Raw genomic sequence first — 21,756 nt, 5'->3', positions numbered from 1 at the left:
GTGTTCTGGTCGTGCGTCGCGCCGGAAAAGCTGGAAGGTCTCGCTAAGGTGCGGAACGGCGCAGTTCTTTATCCTGCCGCGGGCGCTGCCAGAAAGGGCGCGCTGGGGCAAAAGCACGATGGGTCGGACACGCGGGCAGGCCAGATATTTCAGGACGATGATGACGTCATAGAGGTTCGGACTTCACTTGAGGGGAGCCGCCTTCAGCCGCGTGGAGACGGACTCGGTGGTGGCGCCCCCTGCACTGTGTGGCGGGCGTCGATGACGGTGCACTCAAGCATCAGGACCCCGGAGTCGAAGAGGCTCGGCTCCGTCTCCAGGACGCGGGACAGGGTGCCGGTGGGGAGGCCAGCTCCAGAGGTAAAGCGGTGTCGAAGAAGTCCTCACCCGCATGCCGATTTATTGAGATGTCCGGCGGGGGACTCTCAGAATCCCGCCGCCACGGCTCCATGGACTGACGCGAGGGCAGGAACCGCGCCAGGTCGTCACCAGGCAGCCCCAGCCGTCGTAGTCACCCTCGTGGGCCCGCAGGACCTCGAGAATCTCCACCGTCACTTCGTCCGCGCGCCCTTCCGCCAGGGAGTCTTCGCGCGTGAAGGACAGGGCCCACCCCGTCGCGGGGGCCTCGGGCGCGCGGGGCGGAGAGACCTTGAACCCCTGTTTCGCGAGCTGAGCCGCGGCGCGAGTCGCCTTGTCCAGGTCGGGAAAGTACGCGAGGTGATCTACCTCTCGCACCACCTCGCTCCGGTCTCCCTGCTTTGTCAGCAGGTCGAGGAGATTGCGGTTCGACATGAGGTGGCAGTGGAGCTCTGGGGGATAGAGCCAGTCGAAGTACACGGACCATCCCGGGTCCTCCTCGAGCTCCAGCTCCAGCGTGTAGTCCCCCTGACGGGGCGTCACCACGCGCTGGATGTCGGGCTCCGCGACTCCGCGCGGACCAAAGAAGAACGCATCCATGAACCCTTGCCCCACGCTGCGGCCCACGTAGTGGAACCCCAACGTCGCGAGCGCGGCGACGAGCGCATGCTCCAATTCGAAGAGGGCTTCCGACTCCTCACGTGAGCGCAGCCCGTCCGGCCGAGGCGACTTCATCGTCACGCGCACGGCGAGCCGGATGGGATGGCTCGCCAGCGGCGCATGAGGCGCCGCGTGCATGTCCAGGAGGAACAACGTGGGGCCGTCCTCGAGCTCAATGAGGTAGGTGTCGAAGCACTCGTCCCAGGGCTTCACCGCGCCGCTCGCATCCATGCCACTGACTCCTTGCCTTCTTTGGGCGTTCCGAGTCTCCGCTGCCGAACAGGTCATCGCGCGGCCCCGGGTGGCCGGCGCGCATGCGTGGCTTGAGGGATGGGTTCGAAAGCGACTGTCAGGAGCCCTGGACGCACAGCTCGAGCGGGGGTGGCGCCTGAAGCTGGACCTGCTCGCCCGAGCGCGGATGCAGGAAGGTGAGCGACTCCGCGTGCAGCAGATAGCCGCCGTCTCCGGGCAGGCCGGGGTGCTCCGCCAGCGGCAGGCCGCCCACGGCGAAGAGCGGGTCCCCCACGAGTGGGTGGCCGATGAAGGCGAGGTGGATGCGGATCTGCTCGGAGCGCCCCGTGTGGATGTCCACCTCGAAGAGGGTGTGCTCGGTGCGCCGCTCCAGGACCCGGGCCGTGCTGTGTGAGGGCTTTCCCCGCGCACTGGCACCATGGACTTCGCCCAGCCGCGGATGGGGCACCAACCCGATGGGCGCGCGGATGTCATAGGACTCCCGGGCGGCGAGTCCCTGGGAGAGTGCGCGGTAGCGCTTGTGCACGCGGCCCTCGCGCCAATCGCTCGCCAGGCGCGCGGCTGCGTCGCGGGTGCGGGTGAAGAGCACGAGGCCCGACGTCGCGCGTCCCAGGCGGTGCCTGGGAACCGCCTCGGGCCATCGTGCCTGGACGAAGGAGAGCAGGGTGTTCTTCAGGAAGCCACCCGAGGGCAGGGTCGGCAGTCCGCTCGGCTTCACCACGACGACCAACTCCGCGTCCTCGTATACGAGCTCGAAGGACTGCGGAGTGTCCTCCTCTTCCCACGGCGGGCGGTGCCAGCACAGCCACTGCCCCGGCCTCAGCGGCTCCGAGCCGTCGGCGGTGACGTCGTCGAGTCGCACCTCGCCCCGCGCGAAGCGTGCCCGCCACTCCTCCTCCGAGGAGTGGCGATACTTGTCCGTCAGATGGGCGAGCGCGCTGCTGCCCGGTCGGCGCCCGAGCTTCTCGCGATACACATATCCGTCGTTGAGCAGCACTCGCGCACCCTACACCGAGTGGGCTCGCGGTGGGAGGCGGTCAAAGCGGCGGCGGCTTGTCCAGGAAGCCTGACTTCGACAGCCACATCACCAGCGCGAAGCTGATGGTGTTGAAGGCCGCGTGCGCGACAACCAGGGGCAGCAGGCGTCCCCGGAGCCAGAAGACGAACCCGAACCATGTCCCCATCACGAAGGTCTGGAAGACGGCGAGCGTGCCTTCGTAGAGGTGGCCCACGGAGAATAACATTGCCGCGACCAGCACCGCGGGCACCCAGCGACCCAGCACCACGCGCAGGCGGGGCACGAGGAAGCCCCGGAAGACGAACTCCTCGAAGCCCGTCACCAGCACCATGATGGCCGCGAAGGCGGGCACGCCCAGGCCGGTGTCCATGAGCGCGGTGGCCAGGCTCTTCCGCGCCAGCAGCTCCTTGTCGGCCAGCTTCAACGCCACGGCGATGGCCGCCAGGGGCACCGACGCGGCGATGTGCACCGCGTAGGTGGCGACGAGCACCGGCACGCCGAGCAGCAGCTCATTCGCCCAGCCCTCGCGCGCCAGCCCTACCTGCGCGGACCCCTGGCCGTCGCGCCACACCAGCACCGCCACCAGTAGGATCATCCCCAGGGCGCGGAGGCATAGGGGAGCCATGGACAGGGAGAAGCCCCTCTCTTGCTCCGCCGCGGTGGCGACCCAGGCGCCTGCGCCCGTGCCGCCCAGCGCCACCAGGAGCCCCAGGACGCCCAGCCAGGCTCCCGCGCGCGTGGCCTCCCAGGGGCGCAGCAGGGCCAGCCCCCAGGCGAGCAGCGCGACCGCGAGCACGGCCAGGACGACCCGCCCCGCGGGGCCCACCGACGAGGGTCCGAGGACGGCGAGGAACACGAACGCCACTTCTGACAGGGACCGGCGCCGCGGCGGGGCGTTCTCCAGCAGCACGGCAACATCACGACGCACGGGGTGGTCCTCCGGTCCAGGGCCACGGGGCAGGGGCCTCGCGGGATTCCGGGCACGCTACCGGCTTCGCCCCCAGGTTTCCGACCCCTCCTCGGTTTTTCGTTCATGCGACGCGCGCGTTTCAACGGGAGCGCCCGCGGAAGCAACGTTCCAGGACTGGCTCGCGTGCGGAGAGGCTCTGCGGACGCGGGCGTCATGGGACTCCGGCCCATGTCGGGGAGCCTGTACGCCCAGGGACCGCAGTCGAACTCGAGTCACCTGCGACGAAAGAACGTGAGAGGGCGGCGAAACACCGGCCCGCTTCGCTACCAGGAGAGTACCCATGACGTGCAGGCACTGGCGCTGGCGTGTTGCCACCACCCAGCGAGAGCTCGATGACGTGGCTCGCATCCGCTGGGCTGTCTTCGGCGGAGAACTCGGACTGCTGCCCGAGCAGTCCGCGCTGTCTCAACGGGAGGTGACCTGCGTCGACACGCTCGACACCACGGTGCACGTGCTCGTCTACGCCGGCGACGAGCCGGTGGCGACAATGCGAGTGGCGTTGCCCAACGCGGAGGTGGCGGCGAACCTGGGTGGGAAGGTGGGGCTCGAGATGGAGCAGCGACTGGACCTCTCGGGCCTGCTCCAGCCGGAAAGGGTGTTCGCGGAGCCCTCGCGCTTCTGCGTGTTGCCGAAGTGGCGGCGCTCGGAGGCCGTCACGTGGTTGCAGGCGGGCATGTACGCGGAGAGCCGGCGGCGCGGGGTGACGCACTGGATTGCGTCCGCGAACCTGGAGACGGACTCGCCCGCGGACGCGCTCCTCTCATGGCAGGTGGCGGCCCGCCGGGGATGGCTGAGCCCGCGCTGGCGTGTGGCCGTGCCAGACCCTTGGCGTGCCCCGGTGCATCCCCGCAATCCCTTCTACACGCCAGAGGAGCGGGCGAGGGCGGCGCAGGGGCTGTTGGATGAACTGCGGCTGCCGAGGGCGCCCTCGCTCTTCGCCAGGACGATGGGGGCACGCTTCATCGCAGAGCCGATCTACGACACGTATTTCCAATGGTTCACCCTGCCGCTCGTCATGGCGCTCGATGAAGTCCCGGCGGACTCCGTGGCGCGCTTCCGCGCGCTGGAGAACGGCATGAGTCCCGGCGCCTAGTCCGGGGCGGTTCCTCCCTTCCTTTCACCTTCAACACGCGGCGACCGGTAGCCCCAAAGGCACCGGATAGGAGACGTACGTGCAAACACAGGCAGAGAATCACGTGGGAACGAACTGGTTGGCGGCGCTGGACGCGGAGGCGCGCGGGCTGGTGGCTGCGGTGGATGCGCGGCCCGACGCCCGCCGCCTATTCGATGGCACCCTCGATAGGGCGGGCTACATCCACTACCTCGTCCAGACGTACCACTACGCCCGCTGGAGCACGCCAATCCTCGGCGAGGCGGGTGAGCGGCTGAAGCGGCTGGGCCGGCACCCGGAGTTGGCGGAGTTGCTGATTCAGAAGGCGGAGGAGGAGCGGGGGCACGACCGGTGGCTGCTGTCGGACCTGAAGAACCTGGGGTGCCCGGAGGCGTCCGTGGAGACGGCGGCTCGAAGCCCGGCAGTGGAGGCCTATACGGGGTGGAACTTCTTCACGTCCCGCGCGGGCGTTCCGACGGCGGTGTTGGGGACCTCGTACGTGCTGGAGTACCTGTCGCAGACGCGGGCGGGCGTGTGGGCCGAGCGACTGATGGAGGTGTCCGCCATTCCGAACATCCACAAGTCCGTGACGTTCCTGCGCAGCCACGGGGCTCTGGACGGAGACCACGTGGCGGAGATGGCGAGGCTGCTCGGGCGGCTGACGGAGCCGGAGGACCAGGAGGCGATCCTCTTCTCGGCCCGCGTCGCCCGGAGTGTCTACCCGTGCATCTTCCGTGATGGCGACGCCTCCCGCCTACCCCCGGAGAGGTAGAGACAACCGCACGCAAGCTGGGAGAACCTCCCGTTCGAACCCTGTCCTCCGGGAGGCGCCTTCCCATGTGGTCCCTCGCGGCATCTCCCACTCGTCGCGAGGGCGCGCAGGCCGCCTCACACCGGTCTATTGAGGTGGGCGACCTGGTAGAGGAAGTCGGCGCGGTCGTCGACGCCCAGCTTGCGGAAGAGGTTTCGCACGTGGGTCTTCACCGTCTGGCCGGAGATCTCGAGGTCATCGGCGATCTGTCCGTTGGACCAGTTTCGAAGCACGCCCCGCGCGATGTCGAGTTCGCGGGACGTGAGCGCATGCTGCATGTGCAAGGGGAGTGGGATGGAGTGGGGAAACTCGGTCAGCAGAAGGGCCCATTGCCGGGGGCCGTCACCGGCGGGCAGCTCGACGAACCGGCACGTGCGGTAGCCCTCTTCATGGTTGCTGATCCAGAGGGTCTTACCGAGCCGCGAGTCCGCGTCCATCCGAACCAGGGCGTCCAACCGCTCCTTGAGGACGTGCGGGAGCCCGGAGGCGTGAACGTCCGAAGGGGTGAACCAGCGCTCCAGCAGAGCGGTGGCGTGCGAGGAGCGGAATACCTCGTGCGTGGGAGGCTCCAAGACAAGGAAGGCGGAGTCCTTGCGTTGGTAGAGCTCTTGGAGCAGTTGGGTGCGAGCGGTCAGGTCCCGATAGGCATGGCAGTTGCCCAGTGTATTCGACAGGTGCCTGGTGAGGCTGGAGAGGGCAGTGATGCTCTGGGAGGAGAAAGGGGACCGCTCGTGACGGTAGAACGCGACGGCGCCGACGAGGCCGGAGCGGATGGGCACGAGGACAGCCAGGATGTGTTCCAGGCGCGGCTCCAGCTCCAGGCTGCGTTGGTAGATGTGGGTTCGTTCGTACTCCTCGCGGGAGAGAAGCTGCGTATCGCAGATGGGCACTTCGGGCTGGGCGAGGATGGGGGCCCGGAGGAAGTCATGGTCGACGATGCCGGCATACTCCCTGAGAATGGGGATAGGCGGGCCCGGGACGTGCCATCGGAAGTCAAGCGTAGGCGCGACGTGCATGAGGCACAGGGCCATGGCGTCGGCCTGGACGAACTCGAGAAGCGGCGCTCGAGTCGCTTCTAGCATCTCCGGAAGGGACAGCGAGCTGCCGAGGGCCATGGTGACCCTTTCCCGGACCAGGAGTTCGCGAGAGTTGAAGTCCATTGGGTTGAACATCCGCCTCTCCTTGTCAGGCAATCGCGTGGGGTGTGCGGGGATGTCCTTCGTCCATTGCGTCGGACTGAAAATCTGTCCCTCACCCTCCGAGAGTATTGACGGAAAACCCGGCGGGGGCCTGGGGCATTGCGTCAAAGGTGGCTCGGCGTAGAGCCAGCAGGATGCGCTGCGAGCTTACCAGAGCGCACTGCCTGCACGCCAACACGCGCCTGCACGCAAACCTGGCGGCATCCTGTCTACCTTCACTGGTCAGGAAATACGCCACGGGGATGGCCGGCAATTGCAACGCATGGGGCTCATCCCCCACGTGAAGCTCCGCCCGACAATCACGGGCCTCCAAGCGGGCGGTGATGAGCTCCTGGCGCGAGCCGTCCAGCGCCTGCGTGAAGAATCTCCTGGCAGCGAAGGCGTACGTGGCGCGCCTGCTCATTGAGCCAGGCCTCAGAGGCGCGGTCCGTGTGGAGCAATGCCGATGGCCAGGAGACGTTGGAGTCGCGGGCCGAAGTGGCGCACCGTTGCCGATAGCGTCGACTCCCTCCCGGAGCAGGAGCGCGGCCGCTGTCATCCAGCGGTCGCCTCCCCGCGCCGGGGCGCTCTAGCGGATGCTGTCCAGGTACGCGCGATGGCTGTTGGAGAACTCGAAGTTCGTGAACGCGTCCCAGTTGATGGACCAGGTCATCAGGCCCTTGAAGCCGGGGTATCCAGCGGGATTGCGCAGCACGTAGGTCCCTCCGAAGGACTGGCCCATGATGAGATAGTCGAGCGCCCTGTGCACGTTGGCCGGCGTGGTGTACCCACCACCCGCCGCCTGCGGTGACGAGGGCAGGCCGATGAGCACCTGGTCCGGACGCAGCCCCGGGAACATCGCCTGCGGATTGCCGCCGACGGGGAAGCCCAGGAGCATCATCTCCGCCATGGCCACGTGGAAGTCCGGCGTGCTCTGCGCGTAGGCCCGGCCGTCGAGCGCCATGACGGTGCCGGTGTTGTAGTGCTGCACATGCAGGTACGTGAGCCTGTCTCGCAGCGCGTAGATGACCGGCAGGTACGCGCCCCAGGGGCCGCCGTACGCGGCCATGCCGCCTTGGACGTAAGCCGTCTCGGGGGCCATGGTGAGGATGAAGCCCGGGCCGTTCTGGTTGAGGAGCTGGCGCGTGGCCTGGATGACGTTGGTGATGCGCGGCGTGGTGGGGTTGCGGAAGTCGGTGTCGCCGCCGTTGAGCGACAGCGAGCTGCCCTCCAGGTCGAGGTCCAGCCCGTCGAAGCCGTAGGTGTCGATGAGGGCCTGCATGGTGGTGACGAAGTCCTGCCGCGCGGTGGCGTTATCCAGGTGGACGGTGCCGTTCGCGCCGCCGATGGAGATGAGCACCTTGCGGCCCTGGCTCTTGAGCAGGGCGATGTCCGCCTTGAAGTCCGCGACGCTCGCGTTGTACGGCGTGAAGGCCATGCGGCCGGAGCCCGGGCCACCGACGGGCTCGGCGAAGGCGACCTGGATGACGTCGAACTTCGGGGAGACGTCCCGCAGCCGGATGTTCGTCGAGCCGTTGTCGAAGTTGTGCCAGTAGCCCACGATGAGCCTGCTCCCCGCGGGCGGCGTCCCCATCGTCGTCGCGGAGACGCTGTTGCTCGCCGCCGAGCGGTTGCCCGCGGCGTCCCGCGCCTTCACCGTGAAGAGATAGGTCGTGTTCGCGGCCAGGCCCGTCACCGTGGCGTTGGTGGCATCCGTCGTCGTCGTGGACGCGCTGCTGCCGCCATTGACGAAGACCTCGTAGCCGGTGACGCCCACGTTGTCGGTGGACGCGGTCCAGGTCAGCGACACGCTGCTGTTGCTCACGCCCGTGGCGCGAAGGGCGCCGGGCGTGGTGGGCGGGACGGTGTCGGGGGCGGGGCGCGGTGAGGTCGTCACGCTGTGCGCGTTGCTGGGCGCGGAGCGGTTGCCCACGGCGTCCCGGGCCCTCACGGTGAAGGTGTACGTGGTGTTCTCCTGGAGGCCCGTCACCGTGACGCTGGTGGCGCCCGTCGTCGCCGAGGAAGGAGACGTGCCCGCGTTGACGAAGACCTCGTAGCCGGTGACGCCCACGTTGTCCGTGGCGGCGCCCCAGGACAGCGACACGCTTTCATGCGTCTTCGCGGTGGAGGTGAGCGACGGCGGCGCGGATGGGGCCTGCGTGTCCGGAGGCGGATTCCCGGTCCGCTCCAGCCAGAGCGCGGGCGTGTTGGGTGGCTCCCAGCCCACGAGGGACCGATGCGACTGACGACAGTCGTAGCCCTTTCCACCATGCGAGACGATGTCGCCCACGGTGTACGCGGTGTCGGGCGCCCATGCGCCCCGGTCCGCCGCCAGCACGTTCGCGGGGAGCAGGATGCTGAGCAGCGTGGTGAGGACCACCAGGGCGACGAGCCCCGCCCGGTGGAGAAGTCCTGGAAGCGACATGGAGACTGCCTTTCGCTGAGGAGATTGGCGGGCCCGGAGGCACCGCACCTCAGAGAGCGGTGCGACCTATTTTTCGGGTCAAACCCGGGTTTCGGATTTGCGATCGTGTCGCGGGCTTGCGGAATGACGGGAGGCTCTCGTTCGTCGCCGCGGCGCGTGTGCCGGCCGTGGCCGCTTCCCAGGGAGGAGCCTGATGCGTCTGGCAGTCCGGTCGACCCCTCTGGCCGCGAGACTGCGGCCATTTCTGGTCCCTCAGGCAGGTGCGGAGGAGGCGAGCGCGGGGCACGCCTTCCTCGCCGTGGACCACCACGCGGAGACGGGCAAGGTGCTGGTGCTGGAGTCCAATGCGTCCGACGGGCGGCGCCTCGTGGATGTCCCGCTCAGCGCCGGATTGCTGCTCGGCTCGCCGGAGTTCCAGAAGCAGTAGCGGAAACGTTCCACTCCCGAGGCAGGTCTGCTTCGCAGAAGACGCAGACGAACCAGCCCTCCTTCACGAGGTTGACGTCGCGGCACTGGCGGCAGCGCCGGAAGATGACTTCGTGCGTGAAGCCAGCGGGCGCCTCCAATCCCGCTTGTGTGAGGGCCTGTTCGACGGCGGCCCAACACGTCGTGTCCGGACAGTACCCAGTGGACTGGTTCGAGACTTCGGCCACCGTGACGCCGTGGGCTTCTCGCTGGAAGCGAAGCTCTCCCGCGGCCAGCACGTCCTCGCCTTTCGCACATGCGACGTGCTCGGACCTTCGTGGTGCCAGGCGAAGTCGTCCTTGGAGGTCGACGACGTAGGTGGCTCCCTCCTCGAGGGCATCCGGTGTCGCCTGGAGCCATGCTTCGACGTCCCGTGCAGCCAGGATGGGGACTCCGGCTGGCGCTGCGGCGACCGCGAGGCGTATCTCCTCGGGGCCTACGTAGGGATAGCAACGTAATGGCATGCCAGCCTTTTACGGAGGAATGCGGCGTGACTGACGCCGACGCCCTTCGTCCACCGATAGAGGATTTCCGAGCAGGGCCTGCTCAGTCGAGGGGGGGCCTGCGTACCTCTGTGGCGCGTGACATGGGCGGTGGCCTGCGGGAGCCATCCTGTTGTTCCCGTGCTTCGGCGCGGTCGAGCGCGTTCAGCTCCTCCTCGTGATGGCGCCCCCATTCGCACAGGGCTCCGATGATGGGCTTCAAGCTCAGGCCCAGCTTCGTCGCCGTGTACTCCACACGGGGCGGCACCTGCGCGAACACCTCCCGGTGGACGATGCCGTGCTCCTCCATTTCGCGGAGTTGCTGCACCAGCACCTTCTGGCTCGCGCGTGGCGCCAGCCGCCGCAGCTCCGACAGCCGCTTGGGGCCTTCGAACAGGTGGTAGAGGATGACCACCTTCCAGCGGCCACCAATCACCTTGATCGCGCGCTCCGCGGGAATGGGGGGAAGCTGCTTGATGATGGGAGGCATGGTTACCAAATGGTGCCTATGGCACGACCGGGTGCCTAGCGGAGGAAAGAGTCTCTAGCGACAGCATGGCTCGTCCTGCACACCTGACTCACGGCCCGCGAATGGCCGCTTGAAAGGGAAGCTTATGAGCAAGACGAGCGAAAGCACCGCAGCCCCCATCGCCCTCATCACGGGAGGCAGCCGGGGCCTGGGAAAGAGCATGGCCCTTCACCTCGCCGACCGGGGCGTCGACGTGATGCTCACCTACCACACGCAGGAGGCAGAGGCTCGCGACGTGGCCGCGAGCATTGAAGCCAAGGGGCGCAAGGCGGCTGTCCTGCAACTGGATGTGGGCAAGGCCGGAGGCTTCGCTGCGTTCGCGGCCGAGGTGAAGTCCGTGCTCGGACGCGTCTGGCGGCGTGAGCGCTTCGACTGCCTGGTGAACAACGCGGGCTCCGGTGGAGCTGCGCCCTTCGCGGACACCACGGAGGAACAGTTCGACGCGCTGTTGAACGTCCACGTCAAGGCCACGTTCTTCCTGTCGCAGCAGCTCCTAGCCCTCATCGCGGACGGAGGGCGGATACTGAACGTGTCGACGGGGCTGACGCGCTACACGGTCCCTGGCTTATCCGCCTACGCTCTGATGAAGGGCGGCATCGAAGTCCTGACGCGGTACATGGCCGCGGAGCTGGGGCCGCGAGGCATCTCGGTCAACGTCATCGCACCGGGCGGAATCGAGACAGATTTCGGCGGCGGCGTCATGCGTGACGCCGAGCTCCAGAAGGCGGTCATCGCGGAGACGTCACTCGGCCGCATCGGCGTGCCCGACGACATCGGAGGTGTCGTGGCTTCGTTGCTCTCGCCGGAGACGCGCTGGCTCACCGGTCAGCGAATCGAAGTGACGGGCGGCTACAAGCTCTGAGCGCCGTGCTGTGCCCCTCGTGGATGCTCAGCTTCGACCATCCGTTCGATGCGCCTGGCTTTGCCCTCCAGGATGCTGAGCAGGGCTCGTGTGTAAAGGGGGCCCGCGGAACGACATCGGGGCTTCTCCAGGGAGGACCGCGTCGAGGTGTGAGCCCCCGACGCGGATACCCCTGGTGCCTCCGCCTCGGGCAAACCTCACTCACGAGGTTCCACGGTGTCTTCGCTCCAGGCGCGAGACAGCGGCCATTTCTGGCCCCAAGCAGGAGAGGGCCTGTAGCGCCAGGGCGCTTACGGGGTCGGCGGCACGATCTCGCGTGCCGAGGGGTAGGCGAAGTCGACCCGCCGCCAGCCATCCACGCGGAACGTCGTCTCCCAGCCGGCCCACGTGGCCGCCCGATCGTAGTGACCGGTGCTCTCGCCGTCGCGGTCGTGCCATTCGGTGAAGAGGCGGAACTCGTTACGCGGCGTGCCGGAGGCGTCGAAGGGCTCGGTGTCGAGGAACAGCAGGTTCCGGGTGCCGCCCTCGACCAGATACGAGACCACCTTCACGCCGAGCCAGCGGCCTTCCTGCAGCTGATAGTCGAAGTAGGGCGTGAGCGAGAGGTGGTCGTAGGTCGGGTGGTCGAGCTCGCGGAAGGCCTGGGGCGAGACGCCGCCGAACGGGACGTCCATGCCGACGCAGCTCGAGCGCGCTACCTCGGGCTTGGTGTGCTTGCCGCCGCGCATCTTCCAGGACATGGAGTGGTGCGTGCCGTTGTCCTCGTGGACGCGCACGTAGACGGTGGCCTCGAAGTTCAGGAGATCGTCGGGGCTGCCGATGAAGCCGTTCTCGATGGCGCCGTCACGCCAGGTGAAGGACTGCTTGCCGCCGCCGGGACGGAGGTGGAGCCGCACCGTCTTTCCGGCGGGCTTGCCGCTCGCGTACGTGACGCGGTGGCCAGTGGTCGACCAGTAGGGGACGCCGGACTCGAAGCCGGGCGTGGCCTCGTCGCCTTCCATGTCGAAGAATGGCTCGGAGTCGGTGGGGTCGCCGTCGCCGAGATGGAAGCTGCTGCCGGAGGGCTCGGACGGGAACAGCATCCCCACGCCGTCCGGACCGACCTCCGCCACGGGAGCGGGAGGAGTGGCCGGGGCGGCGAGCGCCGGAGCGGCGGTGCCAATGACGAGCGCGGAGATGAACGAAGCCCTGAAGAAGTTCGGAATCGTCATGGTGGGCGCGAACCGCGTGCGGCGACGAGATCATCCCGAACGGGCGGCGGCGGAGCGTTCGGGTAGGTGAGCACGCGGCGTTATGCGCGGAGCTCGTTCGGCGGATCTTCCGGGAGCGTGAATGCTCCCTGCAGCCGACGAGCCGAGCTTCTCACTGGGGGGAACTCGAGCGGCCTTGCAGTGACTTCCATGCTCTACCGAACAGGCGGCTGGCGCTGAGAACCTCGCCGCCGGCATCAAGGCGAACGATCCACCCGTCGCCGATGACCGGCAGCGCCCGAGGACGATAAACCCCGCGTCGGCGCCGCGTGCGTGCATGGGCACGAGCGATGCTTGAGAACCTGGGACTGCCTACGGCGAGTGCAAGGCTGGCCCCGGCGCGAGGGCCGCTTTCCGGCGGCGTGGTCTTGAGGCTCAATGCATCGCCTACAGGCCTACGCCCCCTGCCGCGCCTCTCGTGGGAGGGCGGCCTGGACAGGCGTGCCCCCAAGGGGGCTCAAGCGGCCTCTCCACTGGCCTGACACACAGCTCAGCCGCCCCCCGTCAGCTGCCTTCCTCGTCCCCTCTACTCCTGCCCGTGACCCTCAACAGAATCCCTATTCGTCCTATGCGCGGGCAATCCCGGCTCAGGGGCGGGCAGGTGGCTTCAGTCGGGCGAGCCGCTGCTTCTCCAGGCTGGCCGCGACACCTACATTCCGGCCCGCGAGGTTCGCGACGCGGTATTGAACGGACGTGCCCAGGACCTGGGCGCATTCGGAGAGGGAGAGGCCGTACTCCTGCTCCAGCCACTGTGTCAGCCCCGCGGTCGCGACCCGGATGGCCTCGTCCAGGGAACCCGCCTGGCCCAGCGCGGTGATGTGTGTGGGCGACTCAATTCGTGGCGTCGCAATGGACTTTCCTGGCAGGACGTCGACGGAGAACTCGACGTCCATGGAAGTTTCAAGCGCGAATTGAGACGTCTCGCCGTCCCCTTGCGCCGCATGGGCATCCCCCAGGTAGAGCAGGGCTCCGGGTTGTGACACGGGCAGGTAGACCGTGTTGCCTTCCACCAGTTCGTTGAAATCCATGTTGCCGCCAAAGCGGCCGGAGTCGCCGGTGGAGATGGGCGGGAAGCCAAATGCGGGAGCGACCGCGAGCCCACCGAGCATCGGGCGCAGCGGAACAGTGAAGTCTTTCATGCCAAGGGAGGGATTCTCTGGCCGGGCAGTGCCGCGCTTGCGGTCGAGCTTCCAGCGCACGGCCTTCCCCAGCCCATGCGCGCGCGCGGCCAGTCGTGGGCCCATGGTACGGCTTACGAGGTCATCCAGGCTGTCTGCCCAATCGCGGTTGAGGCGCAGGCGCTTGAGGTGGACCACGAGGGTGTCTCCCGCCGCGGCCGTCCCCACGTAGAACGGGCCCGTCTGTGGGTTGCCGTAGAGCGCACGGGTGACGCCCCGGGCGTCCACGCCGCCGGAGTCGACGGTGTGCGTGCTCACGGAATCCCCTGGCCAGAGTGTGAGGACGGGCGGGAGGTCCGCGGAGAAGGTATTGGAGAACGATGTCGGCTCGAAGTGGTGATGCCGTGGAGGGCCTGGTGGCCGAGCGGGGACGGCCCTCGCGGTGAAGGCGTGTGTGGCCCGCGCCTTGGCGTCGTGGTGGTCAGGCCACTCCGCTTGACCTGATAGGGTCGTGCCTTGCTGCGTGCCGCTGTATGTGCAGGTCGCGCCGTTCCTCCGGGTGACGACGAACTGGACGTGTCCCTCGTTGGACTGTCCTTCCAGCGGGTCGCCATCCAGGCTTCCTCGCAGGTGGGCACCGTCGCGTTCGAGGACGAGCCGTTGGTGGAAGAGATTGCCGTAGAGCCGGGTGGTCACCACCCATTCTTCGGTGGACCTGGCTTGCGCGAGCAGCGCGGTGGGGGCGAGGCAGAGCAGGAGGAGTAAGGGCTTGGACATGGGGCCCCTGCGGTACGTGCCGCGATGCCTCCTATTGCGGCGGCCAGCGCTGCCTTCAGCGGAAGTGACGCTCCAGCGCCGCGGCGCGGCCCCGCGTTTGACTTAGACGCGCGCGGCATCGCCCACCTCCGCCCAGACCCGGAAATCGGAGGGGCGGTGAGGGGAATGCCAGGGGCGGAGCGTTTATGAATTTCGAAGCGCTTTCTTTTGCACCGGTGTGCCCGGGAAGAGGGGGCCTGCATGGCCGCGACCAAACTGGGGCTGTACGAGCTGCTCGCGCCGCAGTTCGCCATCCCCTTCCCCGACTTCATCGATGAGTACCTCTCCGTCCTCGGGGTGGACTCGCTCCAGGCCACCTATGACGACACGGCCGTCGTCTACACCGGCACGCTCAGCATCATGGGCGACGCCGGGGCCCTCCCCAAGCGCGAGCACCGCGCGCCCTCCGGCGAGGTCTTCACCTGGGACGCGCTCACCATTCCCTTCCGGCTCACCGTGCCGCGCAACACGGCCTCGCAGGACCTGCAGGCCGCCGTCGATGAGGTCGACGACGCGGGGCAGGACCTCATCGCCGCCAACCAGGATCCAGCGCTCGTCCGTGATGGGCGGACGATGCGCAACCTGAACAGCCTGGTGGATCGGCTCGGGCCGGTGCCCACGCAGGGCGCGCCGCTGGCGGCCGGGGCCACCACCGACGCGCTGGGGACCGCGTTCCGGCTGGAGTTGATGATGCCGGAGCTCTCCTTCCACCTGGGCAAGACCTGGAAGCCCGGCGTGTATCAGGACCACCGCATCATCATCGACCCGGCCAACCCGGACGGGGACGTGCGCTTCGTCCTCCCCAAGGTGGTGTTCGAGTACCAGCAGGACCAGGGCTACGCGACGGCCCCCCGCTTCCGCATGAAGTCCTGGGGCAGCGGCGGCTTCGATGCTCCCGCGGACCTGGGGGTGGGCGAGCTCATCCGCATGGAGCCGCCCATCGCCATGCACGAGAGCGGGCGCTTCGCCTTCGGCGTGGACCAGGTGCTGCTGGACCTGAGCCAGGACTCCACGCCTCCGCAAATCCTGGAGTACTTCGGCACCGACGAGGCCTGGACGGGCCTGTTCATCAAGGCCATCCGCGTCTACTACACCGACGAGGCCAAGCAGTGGGGCTTCACCTTCGGCGTCGACAACGCGCTCATCTCCTTCCAGGGCGAGGTCTCCTTCGAGGCCTTCGTGGACGTGGTGCTCCAGTCCGACTTCCGCATGTCGGTGCTGCTGCTGGACGGCGCCACCTCCATCGACTACCAGCCCGGCCTCCAGGCCTACTCGGAGGCCGAGTGCGTCTCCGGCAACGCGGTGGCGCCCGAGGACGCCTACATCCAGGTGTCCGCCCTGGGCGGGGTGCCCGGCTTCACCGTGTCCATCTCCTACGCGGGCACGCCGCTGCCGTGGGACGCCGCGAAGGGGCGCGCCCAGCTCACCGACGGCCTGCCGAAGACGGGCGAGCTGGTGGTGGCGATGACGGACTCGTCCAAGCCTTCGCCCCGCACGCGCTACCAGAAGACGGCCCTGGTGCTGACGCCGTCCTCGCAGCAGCCGCAGCTGCCCGCCCCGGGCACGCCGGTGAAGCACACGGCAAATTGGGACCCGGACTCCATTCCCCCGGACGTCACCGTCACCTTCGTACCGGCCACCACTGGCATCACCGAGACGCTCACCGTCTCCGCGCCCCGGCACAACATCCTCCGGGACGGCGTCACCGTCACCGTCACCGACAAGGCGACGAACACGCCGGTCATCGGCCCGCAGAAGTACTACGTCCCCACCATCCCCATCGACGTGCCCGAGGGCGCCGAGTACGACGTGGAGCTGGCGCTGGCGCAGGTGGACGCGAAGCGGGAGTACTTCCACCTCCTCTACGACTACGACCGGCCCTTCGAGGATGAGTACCCGGGCATCGTCCCCGCCTACGTGGGCGGCTTCGGCGCGTCACCGCCGGACAAGGTGGATCCGTTCTTCATGGGCAGCAAGGTGCCCACGCCGGCCTGGCCCCTGCCGCCCGCGGGCGCCGCGGCGGGCTCGCCCCCGTCCCCCGGCCAGTCGGGCCCGGAGGCCCTGCGGGCCTGGCTGTGGCACCGAGTGCCCGAGGTGAACGGCAAGCGGACCGTCTACGTGGACGGCTACGCGAGCACCGAGGGCCACTCCTGGACCGAGACGCACAACTTCAAGCTCTCCTTGCGAAGGCTCGCCGTCGCCTACGCGGCGGTGGACGACTACAACGCGAAGTACCCCGGCGCCCCGGTGGAGATCGCCAACCGCAAGGTGCTCCAGCCACCGGCAGGGGACGTGAACACGGTGGCGCATGGCGAGCTGCTGGCCAAGGCGGGCGAGAAGCTGCACGGCGGCTCGGACACGGAGACGGACCCCGCCGTCTACCCGCCCGGGGAGCTGAGCGGAAAGGGCCGCGAAGGCAACATCCACGACCGCGTGGTGCTGCTGCGCGCCGACGGGGTGGGCGGGGCTTCCGCCGCCACGGCGACAGGCACCCTCAAGCGCGACGCGTCCCAGCCCATCGTCGTCCCGCCGCCCGAGGAGCCGCCGCCCTATCCAACGTCCAACGCGCCGCCTGACGTGTTCCGCCGCATGAGCGTGCGCGTGCGCGTGGAGCGCAACACCCTCATCCTGGCCCAGGTCGAGGGCGAGCTGGACTTCGAGACCACGCTGGAGCGCAAGGTCCGCGAGCAGCAGATCCAGGGCGACAACGCGCCGCAGAAGCCCCTCTTCAACAACCCCGGCGACGGCATCACCGAGTTCACCTTCGCCTATACGTACGACCCGTCCACGCACTACCGCACGGAGAGCCTGCGCATCCACGCCGCGCAGGAGGACCTGGACGGTGTGCTGCCGCCCATCGTCCTGGACCCGAACGAAGCGGGCTACCGGTGGAAGAACATGCTGGGGGCGATGATGCTGCTGTCGCCCATCCTGTCCAAGGCGACGGGCACGGCGGAGCTGGACCAGCCCGAGGACTGGGCGGGCATGGCCGTCTCGTGGGGCGTGCCGGCGCTGCTGGGAGGGCTGGACGTCATCCAGGCGAAGAAGCTCACCCTCTACGGCGGTGAGCTGAAGGCCCGCCAGTACGCGCCGCCGGGACAGGACGTCCACTTCTCCGACGCCGCGGTGCTGTTCGACTACGCGGTGGACTTCGGCGTCGACTTCAAAGTCGTGAAGGTGAAGTCCAGCAAGCCGCTGCGCGTGCGCTACAAGTCGGTGGGCTTCAACCTCCACGTGCCGCTGAACGGCGACGCCTGGCAGTACCAGCCCATCTTCGACCCGTCCAAGGGCTACGAGCTGAACCTGGACGACCCGAGCCTCTTCGAGGTGGACGGGCTCCTGGGAGACCTCATCAAGGTGCTGGGTGCGCGGGTGGCCCGCTACAACCCGCTCACCCTCGAGGTGGACCTGGGGCTCAACATCGACCTGGGCGTCGTCACCGTGGACGAGCTCAAGGTGAAGTGGCCCATCGCCGACCCGGGGCCGGGGATGCCCAGCATCCTCCCCGCCGGAGTGAAGGTGGACGTGCCGGGCACGCTGAAGGGCAACGGCCGGCTGCACCTGCTGGACAACGGCTTCGAGGGCTCGCTGGACGTCACCCTGGTGCCGCTCAAGGTGCGAATCGCCGCCAGCCTGGGCGTGCAGCAGGTGCCGGCGACCGCGCCGCCCGCCGAGCGCGTCACCGCCGTCTTCGTCGGGCTCACCGTGGAGTTCCCCTCGCCCATCATCCTGGGCGCCACCGGCCTGGGCATCTACGGGTTTCAGGGCCTGTTCGCCATGCACTACAAGCGGCTGGAGGAGCCGCGCCAGCCGGGAGACCCGGTGGGCCCGGCGCTCCGCTGGCTGGAGAAGGCCGAGGGAGAGCCGCCCCGGCTGGTCAACTCCAGCAACGAGGCGCTCTGGGGGCCGGAGAAGGACCGGTGGAGCTTCGGGGTGGGCGCCATCCTCGGCACGCTGGACGGGGGCTTCCTCACCAACCTGCGCGGCATGTTCATGCTGGAGCTGCCCGGGCCCCGCATCCTCATCGCCGTGAAGATGACGGTCATCTCCCAGCTCCCGGGGAACCTGAAAGGCGACGTCACCACGGGCCTGCTGGGCGTGCTCGACCTGGACTTCAACCTGGGGCAGATCACCCTGGGCGTCATCATCGACTTCTCGGTGAAGGAGCTGATCCAGATCAAGCTGCCCATCGAGCTGTTCTTCAGCTGGAACAAGCCGGACCAGTGGCACCTGTACGTCGGCACCATCCAGCAGCCGGCCAAGGCGGAGATCCTCGGCATCATCCGCGGTGGCGGCTACTTCATGATCGCCGGGGACGAGATTCCCGGCTTCCCGGTGGGGGGCGGGGATGAAATCACGCTGGAAGGTGTCGCCGTGGCGGCGGGCATCTTCGCCAGCATGGTGTGGGGCTCCAAGAAGATTGGCCTCTACCTGGAGCTGTCCGCCCGCGCCGACGTGGGCTTCTCGTTCGACCCGTTCTTCATGGTGGGCCTGTTCCGCCTGACGGGCGAGCTGAACCTGTGGATCATCAGCATCTCCGCATCCGCCGCGCTCACCATCAAGGCGCCCCCCGCGTGGTTCCGCGGCGAGGTGTGCGGCAAGGTGAATCTGCTGTTCTTCGAGATTGAAGGCTGCGTGGACGTGGAGTTCGGCGGCTCGGAGCCGAACACCAAGGGCTTCCCGGACTTCCTCAACGGCGTGTACCTGCAGAGCTTCGCGCCCCTCATCACGGCGGGGCAGGGTGGCGAGCGGCCCATCGACGCCAGCCTGGGCAACGCGGTGCGGGGCGTGCCTTCGGGCAACACCGACGGCGACGAGCCCCCGGCCGGCTCCGAGGGGAGCATGCCGGTGGTGCCCATCGACAGCATCCCGGTGCTGCAGATGCTGTGCTCTCCGCTGGTGGGCGCCACCGACGAGGTGTGGATGGACGAGGCGAACCAGGCTCCCGTCCCGCGCGAGCCGACCGCCACCTTCACCGAGGCCCTGCCCATCTCCCCCGCGCTCCACGCGAAGGACGGCTACCTCACGCTGGGCTCGCTCAAGTGCCGCTTCCGCCTCAAGCGCCTGTCGCTGTGGCGCCGCAAGGCGGGCACGGCCGACGCCTTCGAGGCGGAGAGCTACGGCGGGGAGGCGCCGCCCGCGGTGTGGCGTTTCGAGAAGCAGGCCCGCAACGACAAGCCCGACAAGCGGGTGGACCTGGCGCTGGGCAGTCGCACGCCGTCGCCCACGCCGCGCGCCCTGGAGCGCTCCACGGAGCTGGAGACGCTGGTGGAGTCGAGCTGGGAGTCCACCTGCACGCCAGCCGCGCCACCCGCGTGCGTGCTGTGGACCTTCTGCGACAAGCCACTGGGCCCCTCCGGCAAGGGGTGGGACCTGGAGGGCACGCCGCTGCCGGACCCGCCGGGCACGGACCGCGAGACGCCTCCGCCCACGGGGATGTACGTGGGCGAGCTCATCCTCACGCCGCAGGAGCAGGTCATCGCCACCGTGGCCGAGGAGTACGGGGACCCGTTCCCCGCGCCCGCCAAGGTCATTGGCCGGGTGCCCCAGTCGGAGCGCGAGGTCGAGCGCTTGCGCTGTGCCCGGGGCCTGCAGCTGCCGCGCCTGTTCGACAAGACGGCGCACGCGCCGTCCACGTTCCCCAAGCCGCCTGCGTACAACCAGGTGATGCTGGCGCTCCAGCAGAAGCTGTGGGTCAACCTGCACACGGGGCTGGCCAACCAGGTCCGCCTGCTGTTGCTGGCGGACTCGGACTGGAAAAAAGGCGTCTTCGAGGTGCGCCAGCTGGACAACAAGGGCGCGCTGCTGAAGACCACCGCGCTCAACCTGGCCGCGCCCAAGGTGCTGGCCAGCGCCGCGGACCTGCCGGCCTCGTGGACGGACCCGGCGCTGCCGTGGGCCCAGGAGGTCACCCCCGTCTACAACTTCCTGACGAGCGGCAAGCCCGAGTTCGCCTCCATGAGCCGGCTGCTGCTCACCCTCGAGCCGGAGCCTCGCTGCGCCATCGTCCAGCTGCGTTGCAAGCCGATGCTGTCCGTCACGCAGAAGGAGTACACGCTGGTGGTGGGCGCGGTGGAGGTCTGCTCGCTGGCCGAGGAGCAGCGCTTCAAGTTCGAGTCCTCCAAGAAGGAGACGAAGAAGGAGACCCTCCAGGACTACGTGGAGGAGGGCGAGGCGGTGGCGCTGCTCACCCCTGGCTCCGAGTACCGCCTGGACGTGGAGTACGAGGCCAACGGCGTCTCCACCATCGAGGTGGGTCCCGGCATCGAGCCGTACGAACAGGCGACGGACCTGACGTCCTACAAGCGCTCGTTCTTCTTCCGCACCGACTCGCACCTGCCCAGCCGGCTGGACCCCTATGTCATGGGGCTCAACCCGGACACGGGCGACGCGTTCCACTTCTACGGCGAGCCGGTGATGGTGGTGTTCAACGACGTCTCCACCCTCCCCATGCTGGCCGCGTACAACGCGAAGCTGCAGTACCGCCTCCGCGGGGCGGATGGCCGGGCGGTGATGCCGCCGCTGCAGGACGAGGGCGGCAACCCCTTCCCGCAGCCCCAGGACCCGGAGACGTCCGTCGACGTGGACATCGCGCCGTTCTCGGGTGTGAAGGCCGCGGACTTCGGCTCGCCCTACTACGACACGGTGCTGGAGACGCTGCCCGACCTGCCGTGCATCAACGCGTCCGGCACCAGCAAGACGCAGACGTACGTGAAGCTCGCCGCGCAGCTGGCGCCGCTGATGGGCTACACCTTCGAGCTGCTGCCGGTGGCCATCGACGAGGGCAAGCCGGTGCAGATCAAGCCGGTGGAGGGAGCCCAGGGCGAGCTGCCCTTCTTCCGGCGCTCGTTCAAGACGGGCCGGTACGCGGACCTGCACGCCTTCGCCGAGGACGTGCGCGGCGCGCGGGTGCGGCACAAGGTGCTGGGCTCCGCCATCCACCTGCCGGGAACGTCCGGCGCGCGCACGGAGGAGGAGGTCCTCGGCGCGCTGATGGCGGCCGGCGAGCAGGCCCTGCCGGCGCCCGGGGAGAACACCCTCACCGTCTACTGGGTGGGGGACCAGCCGCACGCGGTGCTCATCGACACGGTGGAGCCGCACTGGCGCACCCGCCAGGAGCCGGAGCTCGTCACGGTGCAGGACGCGGACGACTACACGTATGACCCGAACTTCAAGCGGGTGGAGATGCGCACCCGGCCGGCCCTGGAGCTGACGTCCCCGAGCGGCCACATCCAGCGCTTCATCCACACGACGGGGGGCGCGCGCACGGTGGCCTTCTTCGACCCGGCGATGCTGCCCCCGCCGGGGCAGGTCGGTGCCACCTTCACCCTGCGGCTCAACCGCCCCGCCAGCAGCCTGTACGCGGACCTGCTGCCGCAGGACGGCGCGGACCTGCTCACCCTCCAGCTCACCGCCACCCCACCGTGGGAGGACGACCTTGACTACTGATTC

Annotated in this window: 14 protein-coding genes; 6 read left to right on the top strand and 8 right to left on the bottom strand. The window is 68.5% G+C overall.

Annotation, left to right across the window (positions count from 1 at the left end):
* Positions 1–399 precede the first annotated feature (399 nt).
* The 3 genes from VZL07_RS02770 to VZL07_RS02760 all read right to left on the bottom strand — a co-directional run bounded on the left by VZL07_RS02770 (position 400) and on the right by VZL07_RS02760 (position 3,215).
* Entirely contained in the window at positions 400–1,248 is an 849-nt protein-coding gene (locus VZL07_RS02770) for a DUF695 domain-containing protein (RefSeq protein WP_426753767.1), read from the bottom strand.
* A 118-nt stretch (positions 1,249–1,366) separates the two neighbouring features.
* Entirely contained in the window at positions 1,367–2,266 is a 900-nt protein-coding gene (locus VZL07_RS02765) for an RluA family pseudouridine synthase (RefSeq protein WP_426753766.1), read from the bottom strand.
* Between the two features lie 40 nt (positions 2,267–2,306).
* On the bottom strand, positions 2,307–3,215 hold the full coding sequence (locus VZL07_RS02760) for a CPBP family intramembrane glutamic endopeptidase (RefSeq protein ID WP_426753765.1): 909 nt from the start codon (positions 3,213–3,215) through the stop codon (positions 2,307–2,309).
* Between the two features lie 322 nt (positions 3,216–3,537).
* Between VZL07_RS02760 and VZL07_RS02755 the strand changes: the two genes are divergently transcribed.
* Positions 3,538–4,350 (top strand): GNAT family N-acyltransferase, encoded by an 813-nt coding sequence (locus VZL07_RS02755; RefSeq protein WP_426753764.1) that lies wholly within the window; start codon positions 3,538–3,540, stop codon positions 4,348–4,350.
* 79 nt (positions 4,351–4,429) lie between these two features.
* On the top strand, positions 4,430–5,140 hold the full coding sequence (locus VZL07_RS02750; RefSeq protein ID WP_426753763.1) for an iron-containing redox enzyme family protein: 711 nt from the start codon (positions 4,430–4,432) through the stop codon (positions 5,138–5,140).
* A gap of 116 nt (positions 5,141–5,256) precedes the next feature.
* Here VZL07_RS02750 and VZL07_RS02745 read toward each other — a convergent pair whose 3' ends face one another.
* Both VZL07_RS02745 and VZL07_RS02740 read right to left on the bottom strand, forming a co-directional pair.
* Positions 5,257–6,372, bottom strand: a complete 1,116-nt coding sequence (locus tag VZL07_RS02745) for a response regulator transcription factor (RefSeq protein ID WP_426753762.1) — start codon at positions 6,370–6,372, stop codon at positions 5,257–5,259.
* 574 nt (positions 6,373–6,946) lie between these two features.
* Positions 6,947–8,782 (bottom strand): fibronectin type III domain-containing protein, encoded by a 1,836-nt coding sequence (locus VZL07_RS02740; RefSeq protein ID WP_426753761.1) that lies wholly within the window; start codon positions 8,780–8,782, stop codon positions 6,947–6,949.
* A 193-nt stretch (positions 8,783–8,975) separates the two neighbouring features.
* Between VZL07_RS02740 and VZL07_RS02735 the strand changes: the two genes are divergently transcribed.
* Positions 8,976–9,209, top strand: a complete 234-nt coding sequence (locus tag VZL07_RS02735) for a hypothetical protein (protein ID WP_426753760.1) — start codon at positions 8,976–8,978, stop codon at positions 9,207–9,209.
* A 584-nt stretch (positions 9,210–9,793) separates the two neighbouring features.
* On the opposite strand, the gene VZL07_RS02730 is transcribed toward VZL07_RS02735, so the two are convergent.
* Positions 9,794–10,219 carry a winged helix-turn-helix transcriptional regulator gene (locus VZL07_RS02730; protein WP_426753759.1) on the bottom strand — a complete coding sequence of 142 codons (426 nt, stop codon included), beginning with the start codon at positions 10,217–10,219 and terminating at the stop codon, positions 9,794–9,796.
* 124 nt (positions 10,220–10,343) lie between these two features.
* Between VZL07_RS02730 and VZL07_RS02725 the strand changes: the two genes are divergently transcribed.
* Positions 10,344–11,120, top strand: a complete 777-nt coding sequence (locus tag VZL07_RS02725) for an SDR family NAD(P)-dependent oxidoreductase (protein WP_426753758.1) — start codon at positions 10,344–10,346, stop codon at positions 11,118–11,120.
* 290 nt (positions 11,121–11,410) lie between these two features.
* Here the strand turns inward: VZL07_RS02725 and VZL07_RS02720 are convergent, their stop codons facing one another.
* Both VZL07_RS02720 and VZL07_RS02715 read right to left on the bottom strand, forming a co-directional pair.
* Positions 11,411–12,331 (bottom strand): hypothetical protein, encoded by a 921-nt coding sequence (locus VZL07_RS02720; RefSeq protein ID WP_426753757.1) that lies wholly within the window; start codon positions 12,329–12,331, stop codon positions 11,411–11,413.
* Between the two features lie 626 nt (positions 12,332–12,957).
* Entirely contained in the window at positions 12,958–13,806 is an 849-nt protein-coding gene (locus VZL07_RS02715) for an acetamidase/formamidase family protein (protein ID WP_426753756.1), read from the bottom strand.
* A 258-nt stretch (positions 13,807–14,064) separates the two neighbouring features.
* Here VZL07_RS02715 and VZL07_RS02710 point away from each other — a divergent pair, with 258 nt between their 5' ends.
* Positions 14,065–14,253, top strand: a complete 189-nt coding sequence (locus VZL07_RS02710) for a hypothetical protein (protein WP_426753755.1) — start codon at positions 14,065–14,067, stop codon at positions 14,251–14,253.
* Between the two features lie 252 nt (positions 14,254–14,505).
* Entirely contained in the window at positions 14,506–21,753 is a 7,248-nt protein-coding gene (locus VZL07_RS02705; protein WP_426753754.1) for a hypothetical protein, read from the top strand.
* Positions 21,754–21,756 lie beyond the last annotated feature (3 nt).

The organism is Pseudomyxococcus flavus, from assembly GCF_050038885.1.
GTDB lineage: Bacteria > Myxococcota > Myxococcia > Myxococcales > Myxococcaceae > Myxococcus > Myxococcus flavus.
Note: the sequence above shows the minus strand (reverse complement) of the source record. Positions and strands in the feature narration are given on the sequence as shown.